19 protein-coding genes are annotated in these 21,101 nt (G+C 56.0%); 18 read left to right on the top strand and 1 reads right to left on the bottom strand.

All coding sequences use genetic code 11. The annotated features are described in order from the left end of the window. Nucleotides 1-233: 233 nt before the first annotated feature. The 13 genes from ACULM0_RS07805 (at nucleotide 234) to ltrA (ending at nucleotide 15,379) form a co-directional block, all read left to right on the top strand. Nucleotides 234-2,024 carry an S-layer homology domain-containing protein gene (locus ACULM0_RS07805; RefSeq protein WP_463676987.1) on the top strand — a complete coding sequence of 597 codons (1,791 nt, stop codon included), beginning with the start codon at nucleotides 234-236 and terminating at the stop codon, nucleotides 2,022-2,024. A 160-nt stretch (nucleotides 2,025-2,184) separates the two neighbouring features. Then, nucleotides 2,185-3,792, top strand: coding sequence for a CTP synthase (locus tag ACULM0_RS07800; RefSeq protein WP_463676986.1), 1,608 nt, complete (start codon nucleotides 2,185-2,187; stop codon nucleotides 3,790-3,792). 54 nt (nucleotides 3,793-3,846) lie between these two features. Next, entirely contained in the window at nucleotides 3,847-5,172 is a 1,326-nt protein-coding gene (locus ACULM0_RS07795; RefSeq protein ID WP_463676985.1) for an ArnT family glycosyltransferase, read from the top strand. Between the two features lie 176 nt (nucleotides 5,173-5,348). Beyond that, complete coding sequence (locus ACULM0_RS07790) at nucleotides 5,349-6,143, top strand: hypothetical protein (RefSeq protein ID WP_463676984.1); 795 nt, start codon at nucleotides 5,349-5,351, stop codon at nucleotides 6,141-6,143. Then, entirely contained in the window at nucleotides 6,140-6,409 is a 270-nt protein-coding gene (locus tag ACULM0_RS07785) for an SHOCT domain-containing protein (RefSeq protein WP_463676983.1), read from the top strand. The genes ACULM0_RS07790 and ACULM0_RS07785 overlap by 4 nt, the downstream gene beginning before the upstream one ends. A gap of 7 nt (nucleotides 6,410-6,416) precedes the next feature. Further along, the gene (locus ACULM0_RS07780; RefSeq protein WP_463676982.1) at nucleotides 6,417-6,602 is read left to right on the top strand and encodes an SHOCT domain-containing protein; all 186 of its coding nucleotides are present in this window, start codon (nucleotides 6,417-6,419) and stop codon (nucleotides 6,600-6,602) included. A gap of 62 nt (nucleotides 6,603-6,664) precedes the next feature. Then, nucleotides 6,665-7,357, top strand: a complete 693-nt coding sequence (locus tag ACULM0_RS07775) for a response regulator transcription factor (protein ID WP_463676981.1) — start codon at nucleotides 6,665-6,667, stop codon at nucleotides 7,355-7,357. After that, nucleotides 7,347-8,657 carry a sensor histidine kinase gene (locus ACULM0_RS07770; protein WP_463676980.1) on the top strand — a complete coding sequence of 437 codons (1,311 nt, stop codon included), beginning with the start codon at nucleotides 7,347-7,349 and terminating at the stop codon, nucleotides 8,655-8,657. Before ACULM0_RS07775 ends, ACULM0_RS07770 begins: the two co-directional genes overlap by 11 nt. Nucleotides 8,658-8,873: 216 nt before the next feature. Beyond that, nucleotides 8,874-9,383, top strand: a complete 510-nt coding sequence (locus ACULM0_RS07765) for an NADH-quinone oxidoreductase subunit NuoE family protein (RefSeq protein WP_463676979.1) — start codon at nucleotides 8,874-8,876, stop codon at nucleotides 9,381-9,383. Further along, nucleotides 9,384-9,773 carry a (2Fe-2S) ferredoxin domain-containing protein gene (locus ACULM0_RS07760; RefSeq protein WP_463676978.1) on the top strand — a complete coding sequence of 130 codons (390 nt, stop codon included), beginning with the start codon at nucleotides 9,384-9,386 and terminating at the stop codon, nucleotides 9,771-9,773. It abuts the gene before it with no gap. Nucleotides 9,774-9,786: 13 nt separating this feature from the next. Further along, a complete protein-coding gene (locus tag ACULM0_RS07755) occupies nucleotides 9,787-11,583 on the top strand; it encodes an NADH-ubiquinone oxidoreductase-F iron-sulfur binding region domain-containing protein (protein WP_463676977.1) in 1,797 nt (598 codons plus the stop codon). A 16-nt stretch (nucleotides 11,584-11,599) separates the two neighbouring features. Next, the gene (locus ACULM0_RS07750; RefSeq protein ID WP_463676976.1) at nucleotides 11,600-13,345 is read left to right on the top strand and encodes an NADH-dependent [FeFe] hydrogenase, group A6; all 1,746 of its coding nucleotides are present in this window, start codon (nucleotides 11,600-11,602) and stop codon (nucleotides 13,343-13,345) included. A 780-nt stretch (nucleotides 13,346-14,125) separates the two neighbouring features. Then, on the top strand, nucleotides 14,126-15,379 hold the full coding sequence (gene ltrA / locus ACULM0_RS07745) for a group II intron reverse transcriptase/maturase (protein WP_463676975.1): 1,254 nt from the start codon (nucleotides 14,126-14,128) through the stop codon (nucleotides 15,377-15,379). Nucleotides 15,380-15,496: 117 nt separating this feature from the next. Here ltrA and ACULM0_RS07740 read toward each other — a convergent pair whose 3' ends face one another. Beyond that, the gene (locus ACULM0_RS07740; RefSeq protein ID WP_463676974.1) at nucleotides 15,497-16,843 is read right to left on the bottom strand and encodes an MATE family efflux transporter; all 1,347 of its coding nucleotides are present in this window, start codon (nucleotides 16,841-16,843) and stop codon (nucleotides 15,497-15,499) included. 184 nt (nucleotides 16,844-17,027) lie between these two features. Here ACULM0_RS07740 and ACULM0_RS07735 point away from each other — a divergent pair, with 184 nt between their 5' ends. From ACULM0_RS07735 to ACULM0_RS07715, 5 genes are read left to right on the top strand one after another with little or no spacing between them, the layout of a single operon-like run. Then, nucleotides 17,028-17,369 carry a hypothetical protein gene (locus ACULM0_RS07735; protein WP_463676973.1) on the top strand — a complete coding sequence of 114 codons (342 nt, stop codon included), beginning with the start codon at nucleotides 17,028-17,030 and terminating at the stop codon, nucleotides 17,367-17,369. Next, complete coding sequence (locus ACULM0_RS07730) at nucleotides 17,314-18,399, top strand: V-type ATPase subunit (RefSeq protein WP_463676972.1); 1,086 nt, start codon at nucleotides 17,314-17,316, stop codon at nucleotides 18,397-18,399. Before ACULM0_RS07735 ends, ACULM0_RS07730 begins: the two co-directional genes overlap by 56 nt. A 1-nt stretch (nucleotide 18,400) precedes the next feature. Next, nucleotides 18,401-20,377: a V-type ATP synthase subunit I gene (locus ACULM0_RS07725; protein WP_463676971.1), complete on the top strand. Its 1,977-nt coding sequence runs from the start codon at nucleotides 18,401-18,403 to the stop codon at nucleotides 20,375-20,377. Continuing rightward, nucleotides 20,377-20,796 (top strand): ATP synthase subunit C, encoded by a 420-nt coding sequence (locus ACULM0_RS07720; RefSeq protein WP_463679870.1) that lies wholly within the window; start codon nucleotides 20,377-20,379, stop codon nucleotides 20,794-20,796. Before ACULM0_RS07725 ends, ACULM0_RS07720 begins: the two co-directional genes overlap by 1 nt. 2 nt (nucleotides 20,797-20,798) lie before the next feature. Next, nucleotides 20,799-21,098: a V-type ATP synthase subunit F gene (locus tag ACULM0_RS07715; protein ID WP_463676970.1), complete on the top strand. Its 300-nt coding sequence runs from the start codon at nucleotides 20,799-20,801 to the stop codon at nucleotides 21,096-21,098. Nucleotides 21,099-21,101: the final 3 nt, after the last annotated feature.

The following is a 21,101-nucleotide window of genomic DNA, read 5'->3' as shown; positions in this document are numbered from 1 at the left end:
TTAAATATATCTAAACATCAACGAGACAAGACACTAGGCAAAAAAAAAGGAGCCCTCGCGGGGGCAACCACAAGGACCGAAAAGGGAAGTGCGTTATGCAGGTTACCAGGAGGGCAACCGTCATGTTAAGTTTTTAACGCATCTTCATTATAGTACATTTCTTAGCCCTTGAAAAGGGCAAAGTGAAGGATTTAACGAAATTATGGGATTTTAAGGATCGAGGAGGAAAGACCATGTGGAAGAAGTGTTTGGCCATCGTACTGATGTGTATACTCGCGTGGGGACCGGTGGCCTATGCTGCACCGGACACGGAAGGGCACTGGGCCTCATCCTTTATCGAGGTGACGGTGGAGCGCGGACTGCTGCCGCTCTTCGATGGAGAGCGGTTCGAACCCTCGCGGCAAATGTCGAAGGGAGAGGCCCTGATGGGACTCTCCGCCCTCGGTCGTACCGTTGGGCTACCGGCGGGCGATGACCTGGGGATCGAGCCTCTGCTCGTGGCAGCCTCGGTACCGGAGACCATCGCTCCCTACACCTTTTCTGTGCCGGGGGCCGTGACGGATCTGATCGGCTGGGGCGTGCTCACCACCGACGAGTTCTCGGGTTTCGCTCAACCCATCGACAAGGTGAGTTTCGCGGCCTACGCAGGGCGCCTGTTGAATGCCGTCAAGCAGGAAGACCTCGGAGGGATCATGGCCTTTTCCTATCATGACGCCCACGAGATTTCCTACCGTTCGGCGCCTTATGTGGAATTATTGATCCGACACGATGTGATCGGGGAACAGGGGGATGCCGAGGGAAACTTCAACCCGGACCGTCTGATGACGCGGGACCTCACGGCGGTCTTCCTCGAGGGACTCCTCGGCGCCATGACGGGTGAAGTGACGATCGAGGTGCCGGTGGAGGAAGCAAGAGAAACGGTCGAAGTTCAGACCGGCGACCGCACCTACGAGGGACGGATTTCCTATTTCGATCCGGAGGAAGCACGGCTGTGGATCCGCGACGGGGCTGGTCACCTCACGGCCTACCCGCTGCCGGAAGGTGTGGATCCCCTGCAGCTGGTCCCGGGCCACCAGGTGTGGGTGGAGGAGGACGGCTTCGCCATTGGAGATATTCTCTTTTATGCCTCCGGTGATTTTGTGGACGGGAAACTGGTGCGGATCACCGATCCCGTCGAGGATGCCCGGGGCGAGAGCTACCGGGTGCTGGAGCTCAGCGTCGAGGGGAAGAAGCGGTTCTTCGCCCTCTACAACGATGTGCTCTACAAAAAAGGGGAGACGTCCGTGGAGCGGGCGACCCTGGTTCCCGAGAGCCTGGTCCGCATCTACTACAAAGGGTATGAAGCCTCCTCGGTGGTCGCCCTGGTGGAAGAGGCCACCTACACGGGTGTCCTGACCCGTGAGGCGGGACTTGCTCCGGGCGGGGCCATCAGCCTGATGCTGGAAAATGGCGAGTACTACGAACGGCCCTTGCCTGAATCTGTGGAGATCGAGGCGGAAGAAGGTTTTACCGATGGGGATATCGTGACCCTGACCATCTCACGCGGGGCCATCCATCGCGTGGAGAACACCTACCGCCGCCGGCTCGAGTCCGGTGAACTCGTCTCCTTGACCATCGCCGCGACACCAAGGCTGACGATTCGCTCGGGCACGGAAGAGGCCACCTATGGATTTGCCCTGGACACAGTGGTAGATGGAGGGCAGGGGACCAGCGCGGACCTATACGCTCTTCGCTTGGGTGATCCGGTGAACCTGCGGTTCGGTACCGGCGGGATCGAGCGGATCGCTGTGGGGGAAGTGCCTTCAAAGGCCCTACAGGTCGACGGTGAGATCATCCATCTGCTCACGGATCGTCACCTCCTGACGATCCGCACGGCGGAAGGGGTGGAGGAGCTCGTGGCAATCCCCGAGGACATGGATTTCTCGGCCCTCGCCGTGGGTGACCGCTTGGTGATCGAGGGAATCCGGCTCAACGATCGGCTCATCGAAGCCCTTCGTTTCGAGGAACGGATAATTGGGGATTGACAACCCCACGGCCTGTACGTATACTAGTTAGGTATTTAAATTTTAAATGACGCACCCGTGAAGGGTGATCGGAGCGTGTGTGACAGGTCATCCCACAACGGGGGACCTGTCACCCTTTTTTTTGGGACGAGAGCGTGTGAGACAGACGGAAGGAGTAGTTATGGCGACGAAGTATATTTTTGTTACCGGTGGTGTGGTATCCTCTCTGGGGAAGGGCATCACGGCCGCCAGCCTGGGACGGCTACTGAAGGCTAGAGGATTGAAAGTGACCATCCAGAAATTCGATCCGTACATTAACGTGGATCCAGGGACCATGAGTCCCTACCAACACGGTGAGGTTTTCGTGACCGATGACGGCGCTGAGACGGACCTGGACCTAGGCCACTACGAGCGGTTCATCGACATCAATCTATCGAAGCTCTCCAACGTGACCACCGGCAAGGTCTACTCCACGGTGATCAACAAGGAGCGACGGGGCGATTACCTGGGCGCGACGGTGCAGGTGATCCCGCACATCACGAACGAAATCAAAGAACGCGCCTACCGCCTGGCCAATGACCAGAATCCCGATGTGGTGATCATCGAGATCGGTGGGACCGTGGGCGACATCGAGTCCCTGCCCTTCCTCGAGGCGATCCGTCAGGTGAAGTACGATGTGGGCAAGGAAAACGTCCTCTACATTCACGTGACCCTGATCCCTTATCTGGCGAAGGCCGGCGAGCTGAAGACGAAACCCACGCAGCACAGCGTCAAGAACCTGCGCGAGATCGGAATCCAACCGGACATCATCGTGACCCGTACCGAGCACAAGGTCTCGGAGGAGATGCTGGATAAGATCGCCCTCTTCTGTAACGTGGATGCCGAGAACGTCATCCCCAATGAAGATGCCGAGACCCTTTACGAGGTGCCGCTGGCCCTCGAGAAAACCGGCCTTCCCAACGTGGTCTGCAAGCGCCTGGGGATCTCTTGCGGTGAGCCGGATCTCTCGGAGTGGGAGGCAATCGTGGAGAAAGAGAAGCAACTGCGGGAGAGCGTGACCATCGCCCTCGTCGGCAAGTACGTGGAACTGCGCGATGCCTACCTCTCCGTGGCCGAGAGCCTCAAGCACGCCGGGATCCACAATGACGTGAACGTGGACATCCGCTGGGTACACTCGGAAGAAGTCACCGAGGAGAGCCTGGACGACCACTTCCACGGCGTGGATGGGATCCTGGTGCCCGGTGGCTTCGGCGATCGCGGGATCGAAGGAAAGATCCGTGCCACGCGCTACGCCCGCGAGAACAAGATTCCCTTCTTCGGGATCTGTCTCGGCATGCAGATGCTGGTGGTGGAGTTCGCACGAAATGTGATGGGTCTCGAGAAAGCCCATTCATCGGAACTCGACGCCAACGCGGCCGACCCCGTGATCGATCTGATGCAAGACCAGGTGGATGTGGAGGATAAGGGCGGTACCATGCGCCTGGGCCTCTACCCCTGTCGTCTGGCGGAAGGTTCACTGGCTGCCAAGGCCTACGGTGAGGACCTCATCTACGAACGTCACCGTCACCGCTACGAGTTCAACAACCATTACCGCGAGATGATGGCCGATAAGGGGTTGAAGTTCACGGGTCTCTCGCCGGACGAGCGACTCGTGGAGATCGTGGAGCTGGAGGACCATCCCTGGTACCTCGCAGCCCAGTTCCATCCCGAGTTCAAATCGCGTCCGACCAGACCCCATCCCCTTTTCAGGGATTTCATCGCGGCGTCGAAAGCACAGGGGGACCTTTAGGGGTCCCTTTTCTTCCACAGAGGAAAGAGAGCAATGAACATAACGAGGTGACCGATGAATCGACTCAAGAAGCACTGGCCGCTCCTGCCGATCCTCCTGGTGGGTCTCTGGCTCAGATACTATTATGTGACGCAGATACCGACGGAACAGCTCTTCGATTTTCAAGCCTACCTCGAGGTGGCACGCAACGTGGCCGCCGGACGCGGCTATACCTTCATGGGGGAGCCCATGGCCTTCCAGGGGAGTTTCTACTCCCTCTCCCTGGGGATGGTTTTCCGGCTGGTGGGGTCCGACAGCGAGGCCGTGGCCAAGGCCTACAACGTGGTCCTATCCACCCTTTCCATCGGGCTTGTCTACTACGTGCTCCGCAGGCTGACGGTGAAACCGCTCACGCCTTTCGCGGGCGCCCTCCTTCTGGCCGTGATGCCGCAGGTTGTAGCCTATAACAATGCGCTGGGTACCGAGGTCATGAGCATCTTTCTGATGCTGGCCCTCTCCGCTCTTTTCGTCTCGGACCTTCCCGATAAGGTGAAGTGGCCGCTCCTAGGTCTTCTCGCCGGAATCACGGCGCTCACGAAGCCCTTCTTCCTGGCCTATCCGGTGCTGGTGGCCATGTACACCCACCTGAAGACAAAGGATCTCAAGCGCACGCTGATCGCCACGCTAGTGGTCTTCATCGGCCTGTGGGCTGTGGTGGCACCCTGGACGATCCGAAATTACAATGCCTTCGGTCGCTGGATCCCGGTGAGCTACAACTCGGGTTTCGTCCTGTACCTGAACAATAACAAGCACAACACCCACGGTGGCTGGATGAGCCTCGAGGCGATCTACAAGACGCCAGAGCTCCAGGAAAAGATCGACGCCCACCTGGAGAACGGGGAGCGGTCGGTGAAGCTGGCCTCGGATATCGAGCTTGATTTCAAGGAAGCGGCGGTGGGTTGGATCAAGCAGAATCCGGTGGAGTTCTTGAAGCTGGGGGTCATCCGCCTCCACTCCACTTACTTTAACGGTACCTGGGACCTGCACCAGTGGACCTTCAACCGACTCCAGGCAGAGCACACCGGTGATCCGGTGGCCCTGTCCAGGAACATGAAGCTCTTCAAAGCTGTGGGGGATGTCTTCCTGGCCATCTTGTCCGTGTCGGGGCTTCTCTTCGTGCTTTTCAATCTGAAGACACTGCTCTTCGGCCTCTTCAACAAGCGGCGCTACCGTGACGCGCTGCTCGTACCCCTGCTCCACCTGGGCTTTATCTCGGCTGTCTACTTCGTCTACGAGGGACAACCCCGTTACAACCAGCCGGTGATCCCCTTTCTCCTGATCGCTTTCCTGCTTCTCGCCGAACAGATCGACTGGTCGGCGATCCGGGGAGAAGAGGCATAGGTAGGGATGGAACAAGATGTTTTATCGATTGTGTACTCTCCATAGGGGGCATGCGGTCGATTTTTCTTTTTTTTTTGCTCTTATGGCCCAAATATGCGGACCATCTCCATGATTCCTCCACACTTTACCCCTATGATGAGTGTATAGAAGAAATGACGACAGAAGGAGTGAGTAGTGTGAAGAAATTTTTCAACAAGAAAGTGATGGTTTTACTGGCCGTGGGCATGGTGGCCATCGGCAGTTTCAGCTTTGCCTATCCCGGTAGGATGGGTGGCTACGGGAGTCCCTTTGGGACGACCGGTACACCGGCTTTCTCAGGGGATTTTGGACGCGAGGAAGGATCGGGTACATGGGGTCCTGGCTACGGCATGATGGGTGGTTCCTACCCGGACAACGGCTCACCGGCTGCACCGGGGTACTACGGACGCGAGTTCGGTTCCGGATACGGGATGATGGGCGGTTACGCCGGGAGACCCTGTCATGCTCTAGGAGTTAACCAGGCATCTTTCAACGCTGTGGATACGGAAGAAGCTCTACAAGACTATCTGGATAATGCCCGGGTGGAACTCGAGGTGCTCGATAAGATCACCTACGATAGCGGTGTACGCTACGTCGTCGTCCTGCCTGACGGAGAGACACAAGCCATTGAGCTGATCGTAAATCCCGCCGACGGATTCGTCCGCTCCCCAGGAAGTGGAGGCGCCTACCGCGGAAGAGCAGTACAGGACCCCCCATTTTCGGAGCTAACGGTAGAAGAGGCAGAAAGACTGGCTGTTGAAGCGCTGGAAACTACCGGGATAGAGGGAGTATTGATCGAAGGACACGCGTTTAAGACTTTCTACACCTTCTACCTAGAACAAGAGGATGAGATCACACAGGTGATCCGCGTGAACAAATGGAACGGTTTCGTGCGCAGCGATGCGCGCTTTGGAACGATCGAAAGGATCGAGAGAGAGGAAGGCGACGCATGATGATGCATGGTTTTTACGGTGGTTTCGGTGGACCCGGTTTTCAACAGGTCACATGGTGGTGGCTGGCCATGGGCGTGGTCCACTTGGTGGTCATTGCCCTCGCGGTCTACCTGATCTATAGAGCTGTTGTGAAAAATCGCGGAACGGCCACGTCATCGGAGGATTCGGCCCAGACCATCCTGCGCGACCGCTATGCCCGCGGAGAGATCGACGAGGCAACCTACGAGAAAATGATGAACAAACTCAAGGACCCAAGGAGGAGCTGATAAACCGATGATGTTCTTACCCATTCTGCTGATTGGCGTATTCTTGTACTTCGCCTGGGACGGAGGTATAGGCCAGCGGAGACAGGAGAGCGGACGGGACCGTTCGCTCGACACACTGAACGAAAGATACGCACGCGGCGAGATCGACGAAGAGACCTACGACCGTATGCGCGACAAGCTGGAGAGAGGGTAGGGGACTACTTTCTCTTTTTCTCGTGTTAAGATAAGATAAAAGGGAAAGGTTGGTGAGAAACGATGGCCTATCGGATATTGATCATAGAAGATGAACCGGCGATCCGCGAAGTACTCCGTGCCTATCTGGAGAAAGAGGACTACGAGGTAGTGGAAGCCGCGGATGGTCTGGAAGGCTTGGAACGCTTCCGCGAGCGAAAACCCCATTTGGTGATTCTGGATCTCATGATGCCCGGCGTCGGGGGCTTCGATGTGCTGTCCCAGCTCAGGATCTGGTCCGAGGCACCGGTGCTCATCCTGTCGGCGAAAGGGGATGAGATCGATAAGATCAAGGGGTTCGATCTCGGTGTGGATGACTATGTGACCAAGCCCTTTAGTCCTGGTGAGGTCCTTCGCCGGGTGGCGGTGCTCCTCCGGCGCGTCTATGCCCCGACCGCGGACCGCGAGGTGGTCGTCCACGGCCCCTTCACCCTGGAGATCGGGGAAAAGACCCTCTACCGTCGTGACGATATGATCGACCTCACACCGGCGGAGTGGCAGCTGATGCATGTCTTCATGCGCCATCCCAACCAGGTGCTCAGCCGCGAACAGCTCGTGCGCCTGGCCTTCGGAGAAGCATACGACGCTTACGATCGCACGATAGACAGTCACGTGAAGAATCTGCGCAAGAAAATCGAAGTCGGGGACGAACCCCGTTACCTCCGTACCAAGTACGGTTTGGGGTATGTTTTTGGGGAGGTGCAGGATGCCGATTAAAAGACTCCTGATGCTCATGATCCTGGTGACCGTGGTGGTCTCCCTGGGACTGCAGGCTTTTCTCTCCACGCGCATGATCGATCGGTTCTACACGGGGACCGCTGAGTCCGCTTATACCGATCGCGTGGAAAATCTAGAGATGCTGGCGGGAGAGGTCCTAGCCGGCCGACCGATCTCACAAGACCTCCTGGCCCGTGACCTGGTCTCTCCCATCGTGGGCATCGAAATCCTTGACGCCAGCGGGACACCGCTGGTGCATGTGGAAGACCGGATGCAGATGATGCACGGCAGGATGATGCAGCGCGAGGCCATAGGGGTGGAGGAAATCTCACTAGAAGGCGGATGGTTGCGCCTTTATCTGCAGGGCACCGTGGCTGATTCCGAGGCGGTCCGGCTTTTCGGTAGCATGCTCTTGAGAAGTACAGCAATGGCGATCCTGGTCTCCCTGGTTCTGGCCCTCACGGTGGCCCACCTGATCAGCAAGCGACTGACACGCGATCTCTCCCACACCGCCCATTATGCCGAGCACATTGCTTCTGCTCAGGAGGTAGCGATCTCCCAGGCTTCGGGTACCCGGGAGATCGCGGACCTGCAGCGGGCACTGAACCGGTTGTCCTTCCGGCTGAAGGCCCAGGCCAGAACACAGAAGGAAAAGGCCGATGTGATCGCCCACGAAGTCCGCACACCGCTGACGATCCTACAGTCCACGATCGAGGCCATGCGCGATGGGGTGCTCGATACAACGCCAGATCGCTATGACCGCGTGCTGGGCGAGATCGAACGGCTCAGGGGGCTCGTGGAAGACCTACCCTCTATCGTGGAATTACACGACAGCGAGGGACTTGTGCACCGCGAACCGACGGATCTTGCATCGCTCGTGCTCCGCTTGGTCGACGGGATGCGGCCTTCCTTCGAGAAAAAAGAGATTTCCCTTGCCTTTGAAGCCGAGAAGACGCTGTGGCTCGAAACGGATGCCAACCGGGTAATCCGAATCCTGCATAACCTCTTGGCCAACGCCCTGAAGTACTCTGATCCGGGTGGCCAAGTGCGGGTGTCTTTGGAAAAAGACGGGGACAAGGCCCACGTGCACGTCGATGACCGGGGCGTCGGGATCCCGGAGTCGGAAATCCCCCGCCTCTTTGAGGCGTACTTCCGTGGGAAAGGCCTTTCGGACCGACCCGGCGAGGGTCTGGGGCTCTACACCGCCAAGGCCGAAGCCGAGGCTATCGGAGGCAGATTGACCGTAAAGAGCGAATCAGGGAAGGGCAGTCGTTTCACCCTAACCCTCCCCGTGGCATAGGGCCCTTAAAAAGGGTCCTATTGTCTTTTTTTGAAGGCAACAAGGCCAATTCATAATGATTCTCACTTTAAATTATCTAAAAATTCCATTATAAGGCCAGGTGGGATTCGATTGACACCACTCCTTGGGTATAATAAAGGTGATTCGCTTTGTTTAACTCTTGACAATGATGGGGGCAAAGCAGGACAACTTTCTACAAAGGAGGTCGGTGTTGGCATGAGTCAAACGATTGCAGAGAAAACCCTTGCGGGGCTGCCGAAAGAAGGATTTGAAACCTTAGACGCATACATTGCGACGCTCGATGATCGTGAGGGGTCATTGATTGCAGTGCTTCACAAGGCACAGCAGATCTTTGGGTATCTTCCGATGGAGGTACAGCTACACATCGCCAGGGTCCTTGGGATTCCCGGTGCAAAGGTCTTTGGTGTGGTCAGTTTTTACTCCTACTTCACGACGGAACCCGTGGGTGACTACACCATCAGCGTGTGCATGGGAACCGCTTGCTTCGTTCGAGGAGCAGAGGAAATTTTCAAACAATTCAAAACGGAACTCGGTGTTGGCTCGGGAGAAACCACGGCTGACGGGATGTTCACGTTAAAGGATGTCCGCTGTATCGGTGCCTGTGGATTGGCCCCAGTGGTGGTGGTCGGCGAGAAGGTTTACGGTCGGCTCGAGGTCGATGATGTTACCAGAATCATCGAGGAGCTAAAAGAGGAGGACGCTTAGATGCCAGTAAAAAGTTTAGATGAACTGCTCAAGATCCGTGAGAACTCCAAGAAGAAAGTGAACCTGCGTGAATCCGGCGGAGGAGGAGAAGAGATCGAACTGCTCGTCGGTATGGCCACCTGTGGCATTGCCGCCGGGGCCCGCGAAACCCTATCGGCCTTACTCGATGAGATCAATAAGCGCGAACTAGGCGATGTAAAGGTCATTCAGGTCGGTTGCCTGGGCTACTGTCACTCCGAACCGACGGTTCAGGTGAACGTACCCGGTGAAGAGCCAGTGATCTACGGGAACGTGGATGATACCCGCGCACGGGAAATCATTGAAAAGCACGTGATCGAAAAAGATCTGCTCGATGATGCCATTCTGATCAAGACCTTTAACAAAGCGTAGAGAGGGGGATTTTATGGAGCGTGTAAGAACCCATCTGATGGTCTGCGGCGGTACCGGCTGTATCTCCTCCGGTAGCGATGAATTGATGGACGCACTCAAGGTGGAGTTAAAAAAAGCCGGTTACGACAAGGAGATCAGTGTAATCAAAACGGGCTGTTTCGGATTTTGCGGACAGGGCCCGATCGTGAAAGTGCACCCCGACAATGTTTTCTACGTACAGGTGGAGGCAAAAGATGCCGTCGAGATCGTGCAGGAGCACATCGTGAAAGGTCGAAAGATCGAGCGGTTGCTTTTTGCCGAACCCACAGAGCCAGAGAAAAAACTCGAGATGCACGACCAGATGAACTTTTACAAAAAGCAATACCGCATCGCCCTGCGCAACTGCGGGACCATCAATCCGGAGGATATCGAGGAGTACATTGCCTTCCGTGGTTACGAAGCCCTCGGGCGCGTCCTCACGGAGATGAAACCCGAAGAGGTTACGGCATTGGTCCGTTCGGCGGGCCTACGCGGTCGTGGTGGCGGTGGATTCCCCACGGGCCTAAAGTGGGAGTTCACCCGTCGTGAGAAGAGCGATGAAAAGTATATCATGTGTAATGCCGACGAGGGCGATCCCGGAGCCTTCATGGACCGTTCGATCCTGGAGGGTGATCCCCACAGCGTGATCGAGGCCATGGTCATCGGTGGCTATGCCACTGGGGCGAACACGGGAATCGTCTACATTCGCGCCGAGTATCCGCTGGCGATCAACCGCCTGCAAACGGCAATCGATCAGGCCCGTGAGATGGGCTTTATCGGTAAAGACATCTTTAGTTCTGGATTCGACTTTGACATCCAGATCAAACTGGGTGCCGGGGCCTTCGTCTGTGGTGAGGAGACCGCGCTCATCCACTCTGTGGAAGGACAGCGAGGCGAGCCTACCAAGAAGCCACCCTTCCCGTCTCAGTCCGGTTACCGCGGTAAGCCCACGACAGTGAACAATGTGGAGACCTTTGCCAACGTGGCACCGATCATCCTGAACGGGCCGGAGTGGTTCCAGTCGATCGGTACGGAAAAATCCAAGGGTACCAAAGTCTTTGCCCTGGCAGGTGACGTGAACAATGTCGGTCTCGTAGAGGTGCCCATGGGCACAACGCTTCGGGAGATCATCTACGATATCGGTGGCGGCATCCGCAATGACCGTGCCTTCAAAGCCGTTCAGACCGGTGGTCCTTCCGGTGGTGTGATCACCGTGGCGGACCTCGATACCCCGATCGATTACGAGAGCCTCATGGGCATCGGATCGATGATGGGCTCCGGTGGTATGATCGTCATGGACGAAGATACCTGTATGGTCAATATCGCCAAATTCTATTTGGAATTCACGCAGGATGAGTCCTGCGGTAAATGCACCCCCTGTCGTGTGGGGACGAAGCGTATGTTCGAGTTGCTCGAGAAGATAACCGAGGGTGAGGCCACGATGGGCGACCTCGAGCATCTCGAGGAGCTGGCCAGGATGATCCGTGATACCGCTCTTTGTGGTCTCGGTCAAACGGCGCCGAATCCCGTGCTCAGCACCATGGACTTCTTCCGCGAAGAATATGAGGCGCACATCCTGGACAAACGATGCCCTGCCGGCGAATGCTCGGCCCTGGCCAAGTACAAGATCGATCCCGAGAAGTGTATCGGTTGTACAGCCTGTGCGAGGGTTTGTCCCGTAGATTGTATCTCGGGGAAAGTGAAGGAAGTACACGTCATCGATGAAGAGACGTGCATCGCTTGCGGCGCATGCTATGATGCTTGTAAGTTCGATGCCGTCATCAAACCGTAGGAGGGGTGGAGACTCAATGGATATGATTAAACTGACCATCAACGACCACGCAGTGGAAGTGCCGGCTGGAACGACGATCCTGAAGGCCGCGCAGAAGGTCGGGGTTCACATCCCGACGCTCTGTCACCTCGAGCTCGAGGAATTTGGAATCGTCAGCCAGGCTGCTTCCTGTCGCGTGTGTGTGGTGGAAGTAGAAGGAAGAAGAACACTTGCCCCCTCCTGTTCAGAGCTTGTGACGGAGGACATGGTGGTGAAGACCGATACCATGCGCGCCATCAACGGTCGACGCATGAGCGTAGAACTGCTCCTCTCGAATCACCCGAAGGAGTGCCTGACCTGTGCCAAGAACCTCGAATGTGATTTGCAGGCCCTCGCCCAAGAGCTGGGTGTGCGAGAGATTCGCTGGGAAGGCGAGCGGATGAACTACGATAAAGACGTCTCCAGCTTCTCGCTGGTGAAGGATCCCAACAAGTGCATCATGTGTCGCCGCTGTGAGACAATGTGTAACGAGGTACAGACCTGTGGCATCCTGTCCGGTGTGGACCGTGGCTTCAATGCTTTTGTGGGTCCGGCCTTCAACCTACCCATGGCAGAGACCAGCTGTACCTATTGTGGTCAGTGTGTGGCCGTCTGTCCGACGGCAGCGCTGACGGAAGTGAACAACACCCATAAGGTCTGGATGGCCTTGAACAATCCAAAAAAACACGTGGTCGTTCAAATCGCCCCGGCGATCCGGGTGGCCATCGGTGAGCTCTTCGATATGCCGGCCGGTGAGATCAGCACCGGTAAGATTGCCACGGCCCTCAGACGCATGGGCTTCGACGGTGTCTTCGACACGGACTTCGGGGCCGACCTGACGATCTTAGAAGAAGCCTCTGAACTGGTGCACAGGATTGAACACGGCGGTACCCTGCCGATGTTGACCTCTTGCTGTCCGGCCTGGGTCAAGTTCTTTGAGCACCAGTTCCCGGATCTCCTGGATATCCCGTCTACGTGTAAGTCACCGCAGATCATGTTCGGAACGATTGCGAAGACCTACTACGCTGAACAAAAGGGACTCGATCCTAAGGATATCGTCGTGGCCTCCGTGATGCCTTGCCTGGCCAAAAAGGCCGAGGCCGAGCGTCCCGAGCTGACAAAGGATGAGAGCAAGAACGTCGACGTGGTCATCACCACGCGTGAGTTCGGCCAGATGCTCCACGAGGCCGGCATCGACTTTGCCAACCTAGAGGATAGCGACTTCGACGAGATGCTCGGAGAATCCACCGGTGCGTCTGTCATCTTCGGCACGACCGGTGGTGTCATCGAGGCTGCCACGCGTACAGCCTACGAGTGGATCACCGGTGAAGAACTCGTGGATGTAGACTTCAAACAGCTCCGCGGCCTCGAGGGCATTCGCGAGGCGGACGTGAAGATCAGTGATGATCTGACCTTACGGATTGGTATCGCCCACGGTCTCGGCAACGCGAGAACCCTTCTCGAGAACATCCGGGATGGCGTGAGCCATTTCGATGCCATCGAGATCATGGCCTGTCCCGGCGGCTGTATCGGCGGCGGCGGACAACCCTACCATCACGGGGATATTGAAGTTCTTAAGAAGCGCCAAGAGGCGATCTACCGTGAGGACGTGGGCAAGAAGCGCCGTAAATCGCACGAGAACGAAGAGGTCCTTGCCCTGTACGAGAAGTACATCGGCAAGCCCTACGGCGAAAAAGCCCACGAACTGCTGCACACCCACTACGTACCGAGAGAACGGATCTAATCATAAGAAAAAGCGGTGCCAACCTTTCAAAGGAGGCACCGCTTTGTGCGCGTGGCAGCGCAATATACTAAAGGGTGAAAGTCCCGAATGCACCGATATGGCGGAAGCAGATAGCTGAGCGATAGTGCGTCTTTGCGAAAAGGGGTGCGGAGGATCGTAAGGCAAACCACTGCACAGAGCTGCAACTAAAACCCATGGTAGCATGATGCTGGAGGAGAACCTTGTAAAGTGTGGGAGACTCCAATACCATAAGCAGATCCACATGATGTTAAGAGGGCTGGGGCAGTGGGAAAGTATATTGACGTGACCCATGGAGACCTCATCGGTTCCTGAAAGGGTATAAATCATCAAAGGCGAAAGCAGGAGAGGATTTAGATGGCTGGTGAGGAGTCAGAGTGCGGTATAGTAGTGAAGAAGTCTATGCAATGAAGCTTGGCGACAAGTGGAGGGCAGCACATAGATGACCTGCATCAACAGAATGCGGGGGCACATGGGACCCAAAAGGCCCATGGATGCGCGCGAAGGCCTATGCACCCACAATAAGACAGACAAGGCAATCCTAGAGACCGATACGAGCGAGCAGAAGCCGGCGAGGTGAAAGACCTAAAGACCCGGGGTGGAACAGAAGGGTACACCGTTTGCTATGGGGGAAAATCCAGAGGACGCTTAAAGAAAAGCGATACACGGATAAATATCTTCCGGTACGTAGCATGGGAAACAAGGAAGAAGCAGTCTGCGAGTAAGAGTAAGAGGACACAAAGGAAAACAGGTGGTAAAGCCGTGTATGAGAAAATCTATGAGATGGAGAATCTCAAGGAGTCGTTTAAGAAAGTCAAACGGAATCGAGGTAGCGCTGGGGTGGATGGTATTACGCTCTCTGACTATAAGGAGAACCTGGAGAACAATCTAGAAGTCCTTCAGGCAAAGCTAAAGCAGGGAAGCTACAGACCAAAGCCTGTCAAACGAGTGTACATCGATAAACCGGACGGGAAGAAACGGCCCCTAGGCATACCAACCGTAGAAGACCGGATTGTTCAACAGGCCATCCGGCTGGTGATTGAACCGCGGTTTGAGCGGAAATTTCTTGAGTGTAGTTATGGATTTAGACCGAACAGGAGTGCGCATATGGCAGTGGATGAAATCAAGAAAGTCCTACGATCGGGTTACCGATATGTCATAGACGCAGACCTGAAATCGTACTTTGACACCATAGATCAAGAGCTTTTGATGAAGGAAGTCCAAAAAGAAATCGAGGCCCCGGAGGTACTCGATCTTATCAGGAAAACATTAAAATCAGGAGTGCTTGAATACGGATATTTTCACGAGACGGAAAAGGGAACGACGCAGGGCGGAGTGCTTAGCCCCTTGCTCGCTAATATCTATCTCCATGCATTTGACGAGTTGATGGCCCAACGAGGTCATAAGATGGTAAGGTATGCGGATGACTTCATTGTGTTTCATAAATCTCAAAAGGGAGCGGAACGCGTACTGCAAGGAATTAATAAATTCCTAGAAGGTACCTATAGACTCCAGGTACATCCGGAGAAGACTAAAATCGTGGATAGCTACACAGAGAGTTTCGTCTTTCTGGGATTTGAATTTACCCCGTGGGGAACGATTCGAGTGCCGGAAAGGAAGGTGAAAACCTTCAAAGCCAAGGTTAAGAAAATCACCCGTAGGAACCAGACGGTGAACATAGGAAACCTCATTAAGGAACGGTTAAATCCAGTGCTTAGAGGCTGGGCTAACTACTATGCAATCGCAAATATCAAGACCCTTCTTACCAATGCTATGAGCTGGATAAGAAGGCGCCTACGCATGGTGCAGATGAGGAGCTGGAGAAAACCAAAGAAAATGTACAAGGCTATGCGTCGCAATGGCTGGAGGGGAAGAATCATTCCGCTGGCCATGAGCCGATGGCATAACTCGCTATCAAAGCAAGCGCATATGGCCATGCCGAATGAATGGTTTGACTCCCTAGGTCTTGTGGACCTTGTGAAAATTTACGATGATTACCACCCCCAAGGGGGATAGTTGTGGAGGAGCCGGATGCGATGACCCGCACGTCCGGATCTGTAAGAGGCGCATTCTTAAGCGAATGCGCCTACTTAATTCTTTGTATTCTTGGAAGATTCAAATGGTCCTGTCGGGTCAATCGAGGGCTTTTTTTAGCGTGAAGCGCAGCCAGGTCATGTTGGCGACAAAGGCGATCCCTTCGGAGAGGGGGAAGGCCCACCAGATGGTATCCAGCCCGCCGTAGCGGTAGAGGAAAAAGGCCATGGGTAGAAGCAGTAGGATCTGCCTTGAGAAGGAGAGGACCAGGCTGGGCATTCCCTTGCCGAGGGCCTGGAAGATTGTGGCCCCCAGGATGGCCGGTCCGATGAGGGGGTAGGCCCACGCGATGGTACGGAGCAGGTGGACGCCGATGGCATAGAGTTTCGGATCGTCGTTGAAGAGCAGAATCAGGGGCCCCGGCAGGAAGCGAAAGAGCAAGAATCCGAGGAAGGTGAAGGTAAAGGCGACGGCGAAACCGTAGCCGATGGCCTCTTTCACGCGGTGCGGGTTGTCATGACCGAAATTGTAGCCCACGATGGGCATGAATCCCTGGTTGAGGCCGAAGACCGGCATCAGGATGAAGGACTGGAGGCGGAAGTAGATACCAAAGGCGGCCACGGCCTCTAGGCTGCTCTGCCCGATGATGCGGTTGATCCCGGTGACCATGAAGGACGCGAGCATTTGCATCATCATGGCGGGGAAGGCGACTTTATAGACCTTGGTGATGAGCGCGCGATTGAGACGGAAGCGCTTGAAGGTGGGGCGGATGATATTCTTATCGGAGAAGATAATGCTCAGGATGTAGAGTCCGCTCACGAAGCGGGCGAAAATCGTGGCATAGGCGGCGCCGGCGATGCCCAGGCGAGGGAAGAAGCCGATTCCGAAGATCAAGAAGGGGTCGAGCACGATATTGGTGATGGCGCCGATCAGCATGCTGATCATGGGTCGGAGTGTATCTCCCTGGCCGCGCAAGATGTTGTTGCCGATCATGGGGATGAACATGGCTACGGAACCCATCAGAATGATCCGCACGTACTGGACGGACAGATCGATCAGCATCAGATTCTCGGTGAAAAGGTGCATGATCGGTCGACTGAAGAAAAAACCGATGACGCCGAAGATGACTCCGTAGAGCAAGGAAAGCAGCATGACCTGCTCGCCGGCTCGGCGGGCCTCATCCTTCTTCCCGCCACCGAGGAGTCGGCTGATCAGGGAGCTGGCCCCAATACCCGTCCCCACGCCGATGGCGATGAGCACGAGTTGTACGGGGAAGGCCAGGCTCAGTGCCGAAAGGGCCTCTTTGCTCAGTCGGCCGACGTAGATGGTATCCACCACATTGTAGAGGGCCTGGATCATCATGCTGAAGATGGCCGGCACCGATAGGCCGATAAGCAGGGGGAGGATCGGCTGGTGGGCTAATTTTTCTTCGTTTCTCTTTGCCATGGGGGACTCCTTTGATCGTGGGTGTTCTCTACTTCTCATTCTAACAAAACTTTGGATTCCTTGCATGGCAATCCGTAGGATCTCTCCGATGGGGCCGCTATCGGGTCAGTGGAGCTTTCCCGTTGACCTGTGATATCGGTGCACACGTGGGTATCAGTGGTATAGCGGAAAGGTGATGGTGCACATGATACAAAAAGAACGGATGAAATCCTTGTTAGATCAGGTGATCGACCTCGATGAAGAGGCCCGTGAGGAGAGTCAATCTGTGGAAAATTATCAGATTGAAGCGGAGCGCGCCTATCGCCGGGAGATCCATCAGCTCGAGATCGACGGAATGCATCGTCTGAAGCAACGTCGTGATGCGCTGAAGCAGGAGATCATGGAGGAGCGCGACGCTGCATTACTCGCTATTGAAAAAGAGAAACGAGAAGCCCTCGAGCGTATCGAAGGCTTGATGCAGGGAGACCGGAGTGACCTGGTCGACCGGCTCGTCGGCCAACTCTTCGGAAGTGATCCGCGTGGGTAGCCTGGCGCGGTACGCAGCGGTGAACACCAAAATCCGCGTCCTCGACCGATTGCGGTTGACGGACCATCAAGTGGAACGCCTGTTGACGGCGTCCGATGTGGAGGCCGTCTTATTGGATCTCCGTCGGTTCGGTCTGTTGAATGATGAGGAACTCAGGGCGGCGGAGACAGTGGAGCGGTGGTTCAATCGCTTTATCGTGATGCAGTTCGAGAAGATTGCCCACTTTTTCCACTATAAAGAAAAGAAACTCTTCCGGGCGCTTTTCCGGCGCTACGAGGTGGAGGATCTGAAGACGCTCCTGCGTGCCCTGAAAAGAGGGGAACCACTAGAACCCCTCCGCAAGCGCTTACGACCGAGTGAGATCTACAGCACGATCGACGTGCTGTCGCTCCTTTCTGTGGGGTCCGTAGAGGAGCTGGCCAGAGAGCTGGAGGGAACGACCTACGGGGAGATCCTGTCCTACAGCCTCGACGAGCCGGAGGATCGTTTTTTCTTCTACACAGAGATGCGGCTCGACCGCTATTATTTCAAGGAATTGACCCAGGCGATCGAAGCCATCGACGGGAAGGAGGGTGAGCTTCTCCGCGAACTCTTGGGTCGGAATGCCGATATGCTCAACATGCAGTGGCTCTATCGGGGACGCACGACCTACCGCCTCTCTCCAGAAGAAATTTTGAACTACACACTGTCGGGCGGGAGTTCCTTCTCCTATGGACAGTTAAAAGAGCTTTGTTACCTGGAAGATGCATCGGCCCTGATCGATGCTCTTCGGGCCGGACCCTACGGATTTCTCTTTGAAGGAGAGCAGGTGGACCGGTTCATCGAGGTGCGGATGGAGCGGGCTGTCAAGGACCTCACCGGAGAGCTGGCATCACAGGATCGCTATTCGGTGATGACAGCCATCGATTTTTTGCACAGGGTGGAGTTCGAGATCCGTGATCTCTTTGCGCTGCTCGAGGCGAAGCGTTACAACCTGGCGGCAGAAGCTACCCGGGACTATCTGGTGCACCGGAAGAAGGAGGTGAAGTGACTTGGTCGAAACCATGTACCGTATGAATCTCGTGGCACCGAATGAAGACCTAGAAGAGCTGTTCAAAGAACTGCTGCTCTCGGGGGAGGTCTCCCTTGTGGACGCAGGCGAGCGAATCGAGACCAATATCTTCACGGTTCCCCTGGAGGAAGCCCAGATGGAGGAACGCCACCAGCTCTGTAAGATCGATGTGCTACCCAGTCAGTCGGAGGTCGAATCCGTTGCCGATCAACTGGCGGAGCTAAAGGGCCTGTTGTCCTCCACCGCGGAGGCCTCGCTACCCGTGGCAAGGGATAAGTCCTTCGCATCTGTGAAAGAAGATGTCGATGAGATCTATAGCTCGCTCACCGATACGGCCGAGCGGGTACGTCTGCTGGAGGAGACGGCCAAGAAATTGTCCCGTCTAGAAAGCCTCGAGGCCTTAGAATCCCTGGATGTTGATTTTGCCAAATTGAGGGATCTGGAGCACTTCACCTATCGACTGGGCACGCTCACGCGCGAAAACCGTATGAAGCTCGATCGCAATGATGAGAATATCGTGGCCCTTTTCTTTCCCATCGAGACACACAGCGATGAGGAGATGCTCTTGGTCCTCATGCCCCAGACGCTGGAGGCGGAAACGGATCGCATCCTGCGCAGCGTGTATTTCGAAGAGATCAAGATTCCCTCCTACCTGGCGGGAAAACCCCCGGAAATGGTGAGAAAGATCACCAGTATGGCCTATGATGTCCATTTCGAATTATTGACCCTGCAGGATTTGGCAAAAGAACAGGCCGAGAAGCACGAGGAAACGCTGGCATTGTGCGAAGCGCGGCTGGAGCTGGAGCGCCGGATGATCGAGGCCCAGCGATTGACAGTCTGCAGTGAGCATTTCATCTATCTGTCGGGATGGGCCCCGGAGTCGGCGCTGGCGTCGCTGAAGGAGAAAGTGGCCGGGATCTCACCGAAGACCACGATGCACTTTGAAGCGGTGGAAAAAGATGGGGACGATGGGGAACACCCACCGACACGATTGAAGAACCCTTCGTTCTTCCGTCCCTTCGAGGAGATTGTCAACCTATACGGGGTGCCGGCCTACGATGAGATGGATCCCACGATCTTCGTGGGTCTCACCTACATGCTACTCTTCGGCGCCATGTTCGGCGATCTCGGGCAAGGCATCCTCCTGGCCCTGGCCGGTGTTTATCTCTCGAAAAAGAGTCTCTACGGGGATATTCTCCTGCGGCTCGGGATGGTCAGTGCTCTGTTCGGGGTACTCTACGACTCGGTCTTCGGATACGAAAACGTGATCAGCGGACTGGTCCCAGGGCTTCCCTACTTCCGTCCCATTGAGAATACCGACACCCTGCTCCTTGCCTCCGTGGTCCTAGGCGGGGGGTTACTGGTCTTCAGTTACGGCTACAGTCTGATGAACAAGTGGCGAATCGGTGCGTGGGGAGAGGCCTTCTTCGGAAGAAACGGACTGGCGGGGTTGACCCTCTATCTGTCCCTGGTGCTGTTTGCGACGGACCGGTTTTTGGGCATCGGTTGGATTCCCGACGGCTTGCCCGTTTACGGCATTTGGCTGTCGCTGCTCGTGCTCTTGTTCTCGGGTCCCCTGGGGAAACTGATCTCCGGTGAGCGGCCGTATTACGAGGAGGGCGCCAGCGGTTATTACGTGGAGAGTGGGTTCGATCTTTTCGAGACTTTCTTGAGCCTCCTCTCGAACAGTCTGTCCTTCGTCCGCGTGGGCGCCTTCGCCCTGAATCACGTGGGGCTCTTCATTGCCTTTCACACCATGGCCACCCTGATCGGAGGTCTCGGTGGTGAGGTGGCCATGATGATCCTTGGGAACCTGATTGTGATTTTCTTAGAAGGTCTGATCGTGTTGATCCAAAGCCTGCGTTTGATCTACTACGAACTCTTTTCAAAGTACTATCGCGGGGAAGGTGTGGCTTTTGCGCCCGGTCTCCCATCGCGTGATGTCCGAGGAGGATGATGTTGTTGAAAGCAATCTTGATAGCAAGTCTGGTCATTGTGATCCTGACCATCGGAACAGGGGTCTACTATCTGGGGAAAGATGAGAAAAGAGTGCGCAGGGCCCTACGGGTGAACCTTGCGACTTTCATTCCCGCCATCGTCGCAGCGCTGATCGTGCTGCTTCCCGATGTGGCCTACGCGGCTACGGAGGGTGAGCTGGCCTCGGCCGATGGTATGGGCTACCTGGCGGCGGCCCTCTCCACGGGCTTGGCGACCATCGGCGCCGGCTATGCCGTGGGGGCCGTTGGCGCCAGCGCCCTCGGAGCCGTGAGCGAAGACCCCAAGATCCTTGGTAAGACCCTGATTTTCGTGGGCCTGGCGGAAGGGATCGCCATCTACGGGCTCATCGTATCGATCTTGATCCTCGGGCGGTTATGAGTATGCGTAGCTACCTGCTTGCCCGCGACCGAGAGGCGGTCTTGGGTTTGCGATTGGCCGGGATCGAGGGTGAGATCATCCCTGATGCCAATCGGCTCGCCAGTCGCCTCCAGGAGCTGGTGGCGGATCCGACGATCGGTCTGGTCCTGTTGACCTCCCCGGTCATCGCTCTTGATCCCAAGGGCGTGGAGACGCTCCGACGGGAGGTCTCGGAGACCCTGTTCGTTGAGGTGGGCGAGGACCAGGGGACCGATCGACTGCGCGCCAAGATTCGCGAGGCCGTGGGACTGAAGATCGAATGAGAA

Source organism: Halotolerantifilum yawarlongkerapense, assembly GCF_054506745.1.
Note: the sequence above shows the minus strand (reverse complement) of the source record. Positions and strands in the feature narration are given on the sequence as shown.

Bases quoted from the DNA above. Each gene is read 5' to 3' on its own strand.
- ACULM0_RS07805 (WP_463676987.1), top strand. From the start codon at position 234: ATGTGGAAGAAGTGTTTGGCCATCGTACTGATGTGTATACTCGCGTGG.
- ACULM0_RS07800 (WP_463676986.1), top strand. From the start codon at position 2,185: ATGGCGACGAAGTATATTTTTGTTACCGGTGGTGTGGTATCCTCTCTG.
- ACULM0_RS07795 (WP_463676985.1), top strand. From the start codon at position 3,847: ATGAATCGACTCAAGAAGCACTGGCCGCTCCTGCCGATCCTCCTGGTG.
- ACULM0_RS07785 (WP_463676983.1), top strand. From the start codon at position 6,140: ATGATGATGCATGGTTTTTACGGTGGTTTCGGTGGACCCGGTTTTCAA.
- ACULM0_RS07780 (WP_463676982.1), top strand. From the start codon at position 6,417: ATGATGTTCTTACCCATTCTGCTGATTGGCGTATTCTTGTACTTCGCC.
- ACULM0_RS07775 (WP_463676981.1), top strand. From the start codon at position 6,665: ATGGCCTATCGGATATTGATCATAGAAGATGAACCGGCGATCCGCGAA.
- ACULM0_RS07770 (WP_463676980.1), top strand. From the start codon at position 7,347: ATGCCGATTAAAAGACTCCTGATGCTCATGATCCTGGTGACCGTGGTG.
- ACULM0_RS07765 (WP_463676979.1), top strand. From the start codon at position 8,874: ATGAGTCAAACGATTGCAGAGAAAACCCTTGCGGGGCTGCCGAAAGAA.
- ACULM0_RS07760 (WP_463676978.1), top strand. From the start codon at position 9,384: ATGCCAGTAAAAAGTTTAGATGAACTGCTCAAGATCCGTGAGAACTCC.
- ACULM0_RS07755 (WP_463676977.1), top strand. From the start codon at position 9,787: ATGGAGCGTGTAAGAACCCATCTGATGGTCTGCGGCGGTACCGGCTGT.
- ACULM0_RS07750 (WP_463676976.1), top strand. From the start codon at position 11,600: ATGGATATGATTAAACTGACCATCAACGACCACGCAGTGGAAGTGCCG.
- ACULM0_RS07740 (WP_463676974.1), bottom strand. From the start codon at position 16,843: ATGGCAAAGAGAAACGAAGAAAAATTAGCCCACCAGCCGATCCTCCCC.
- ACULM0_RS07735 (WP_463676973.1), top strand. From the start codon at position 17,028: ATGATACAAAAAGAACGGATGAAATCCTTGTTAGATCAGGTGATCGAC.
- ACULM0_RS07720 (WP_463679870.1), top strand. From the start codon at position 20,377: ATGTTGTTGAAAGCAATCTTGATAGCAAGTCTGGTCATTGTGATCCTG.
- ACULM0_RS07715 (WP_463676970.1), top strand. From the start codon at position 20,799: ATGCGTAGCTACCTGCTTGCCCGCGACCGAGAGGCGGTCTTGGGTTTG.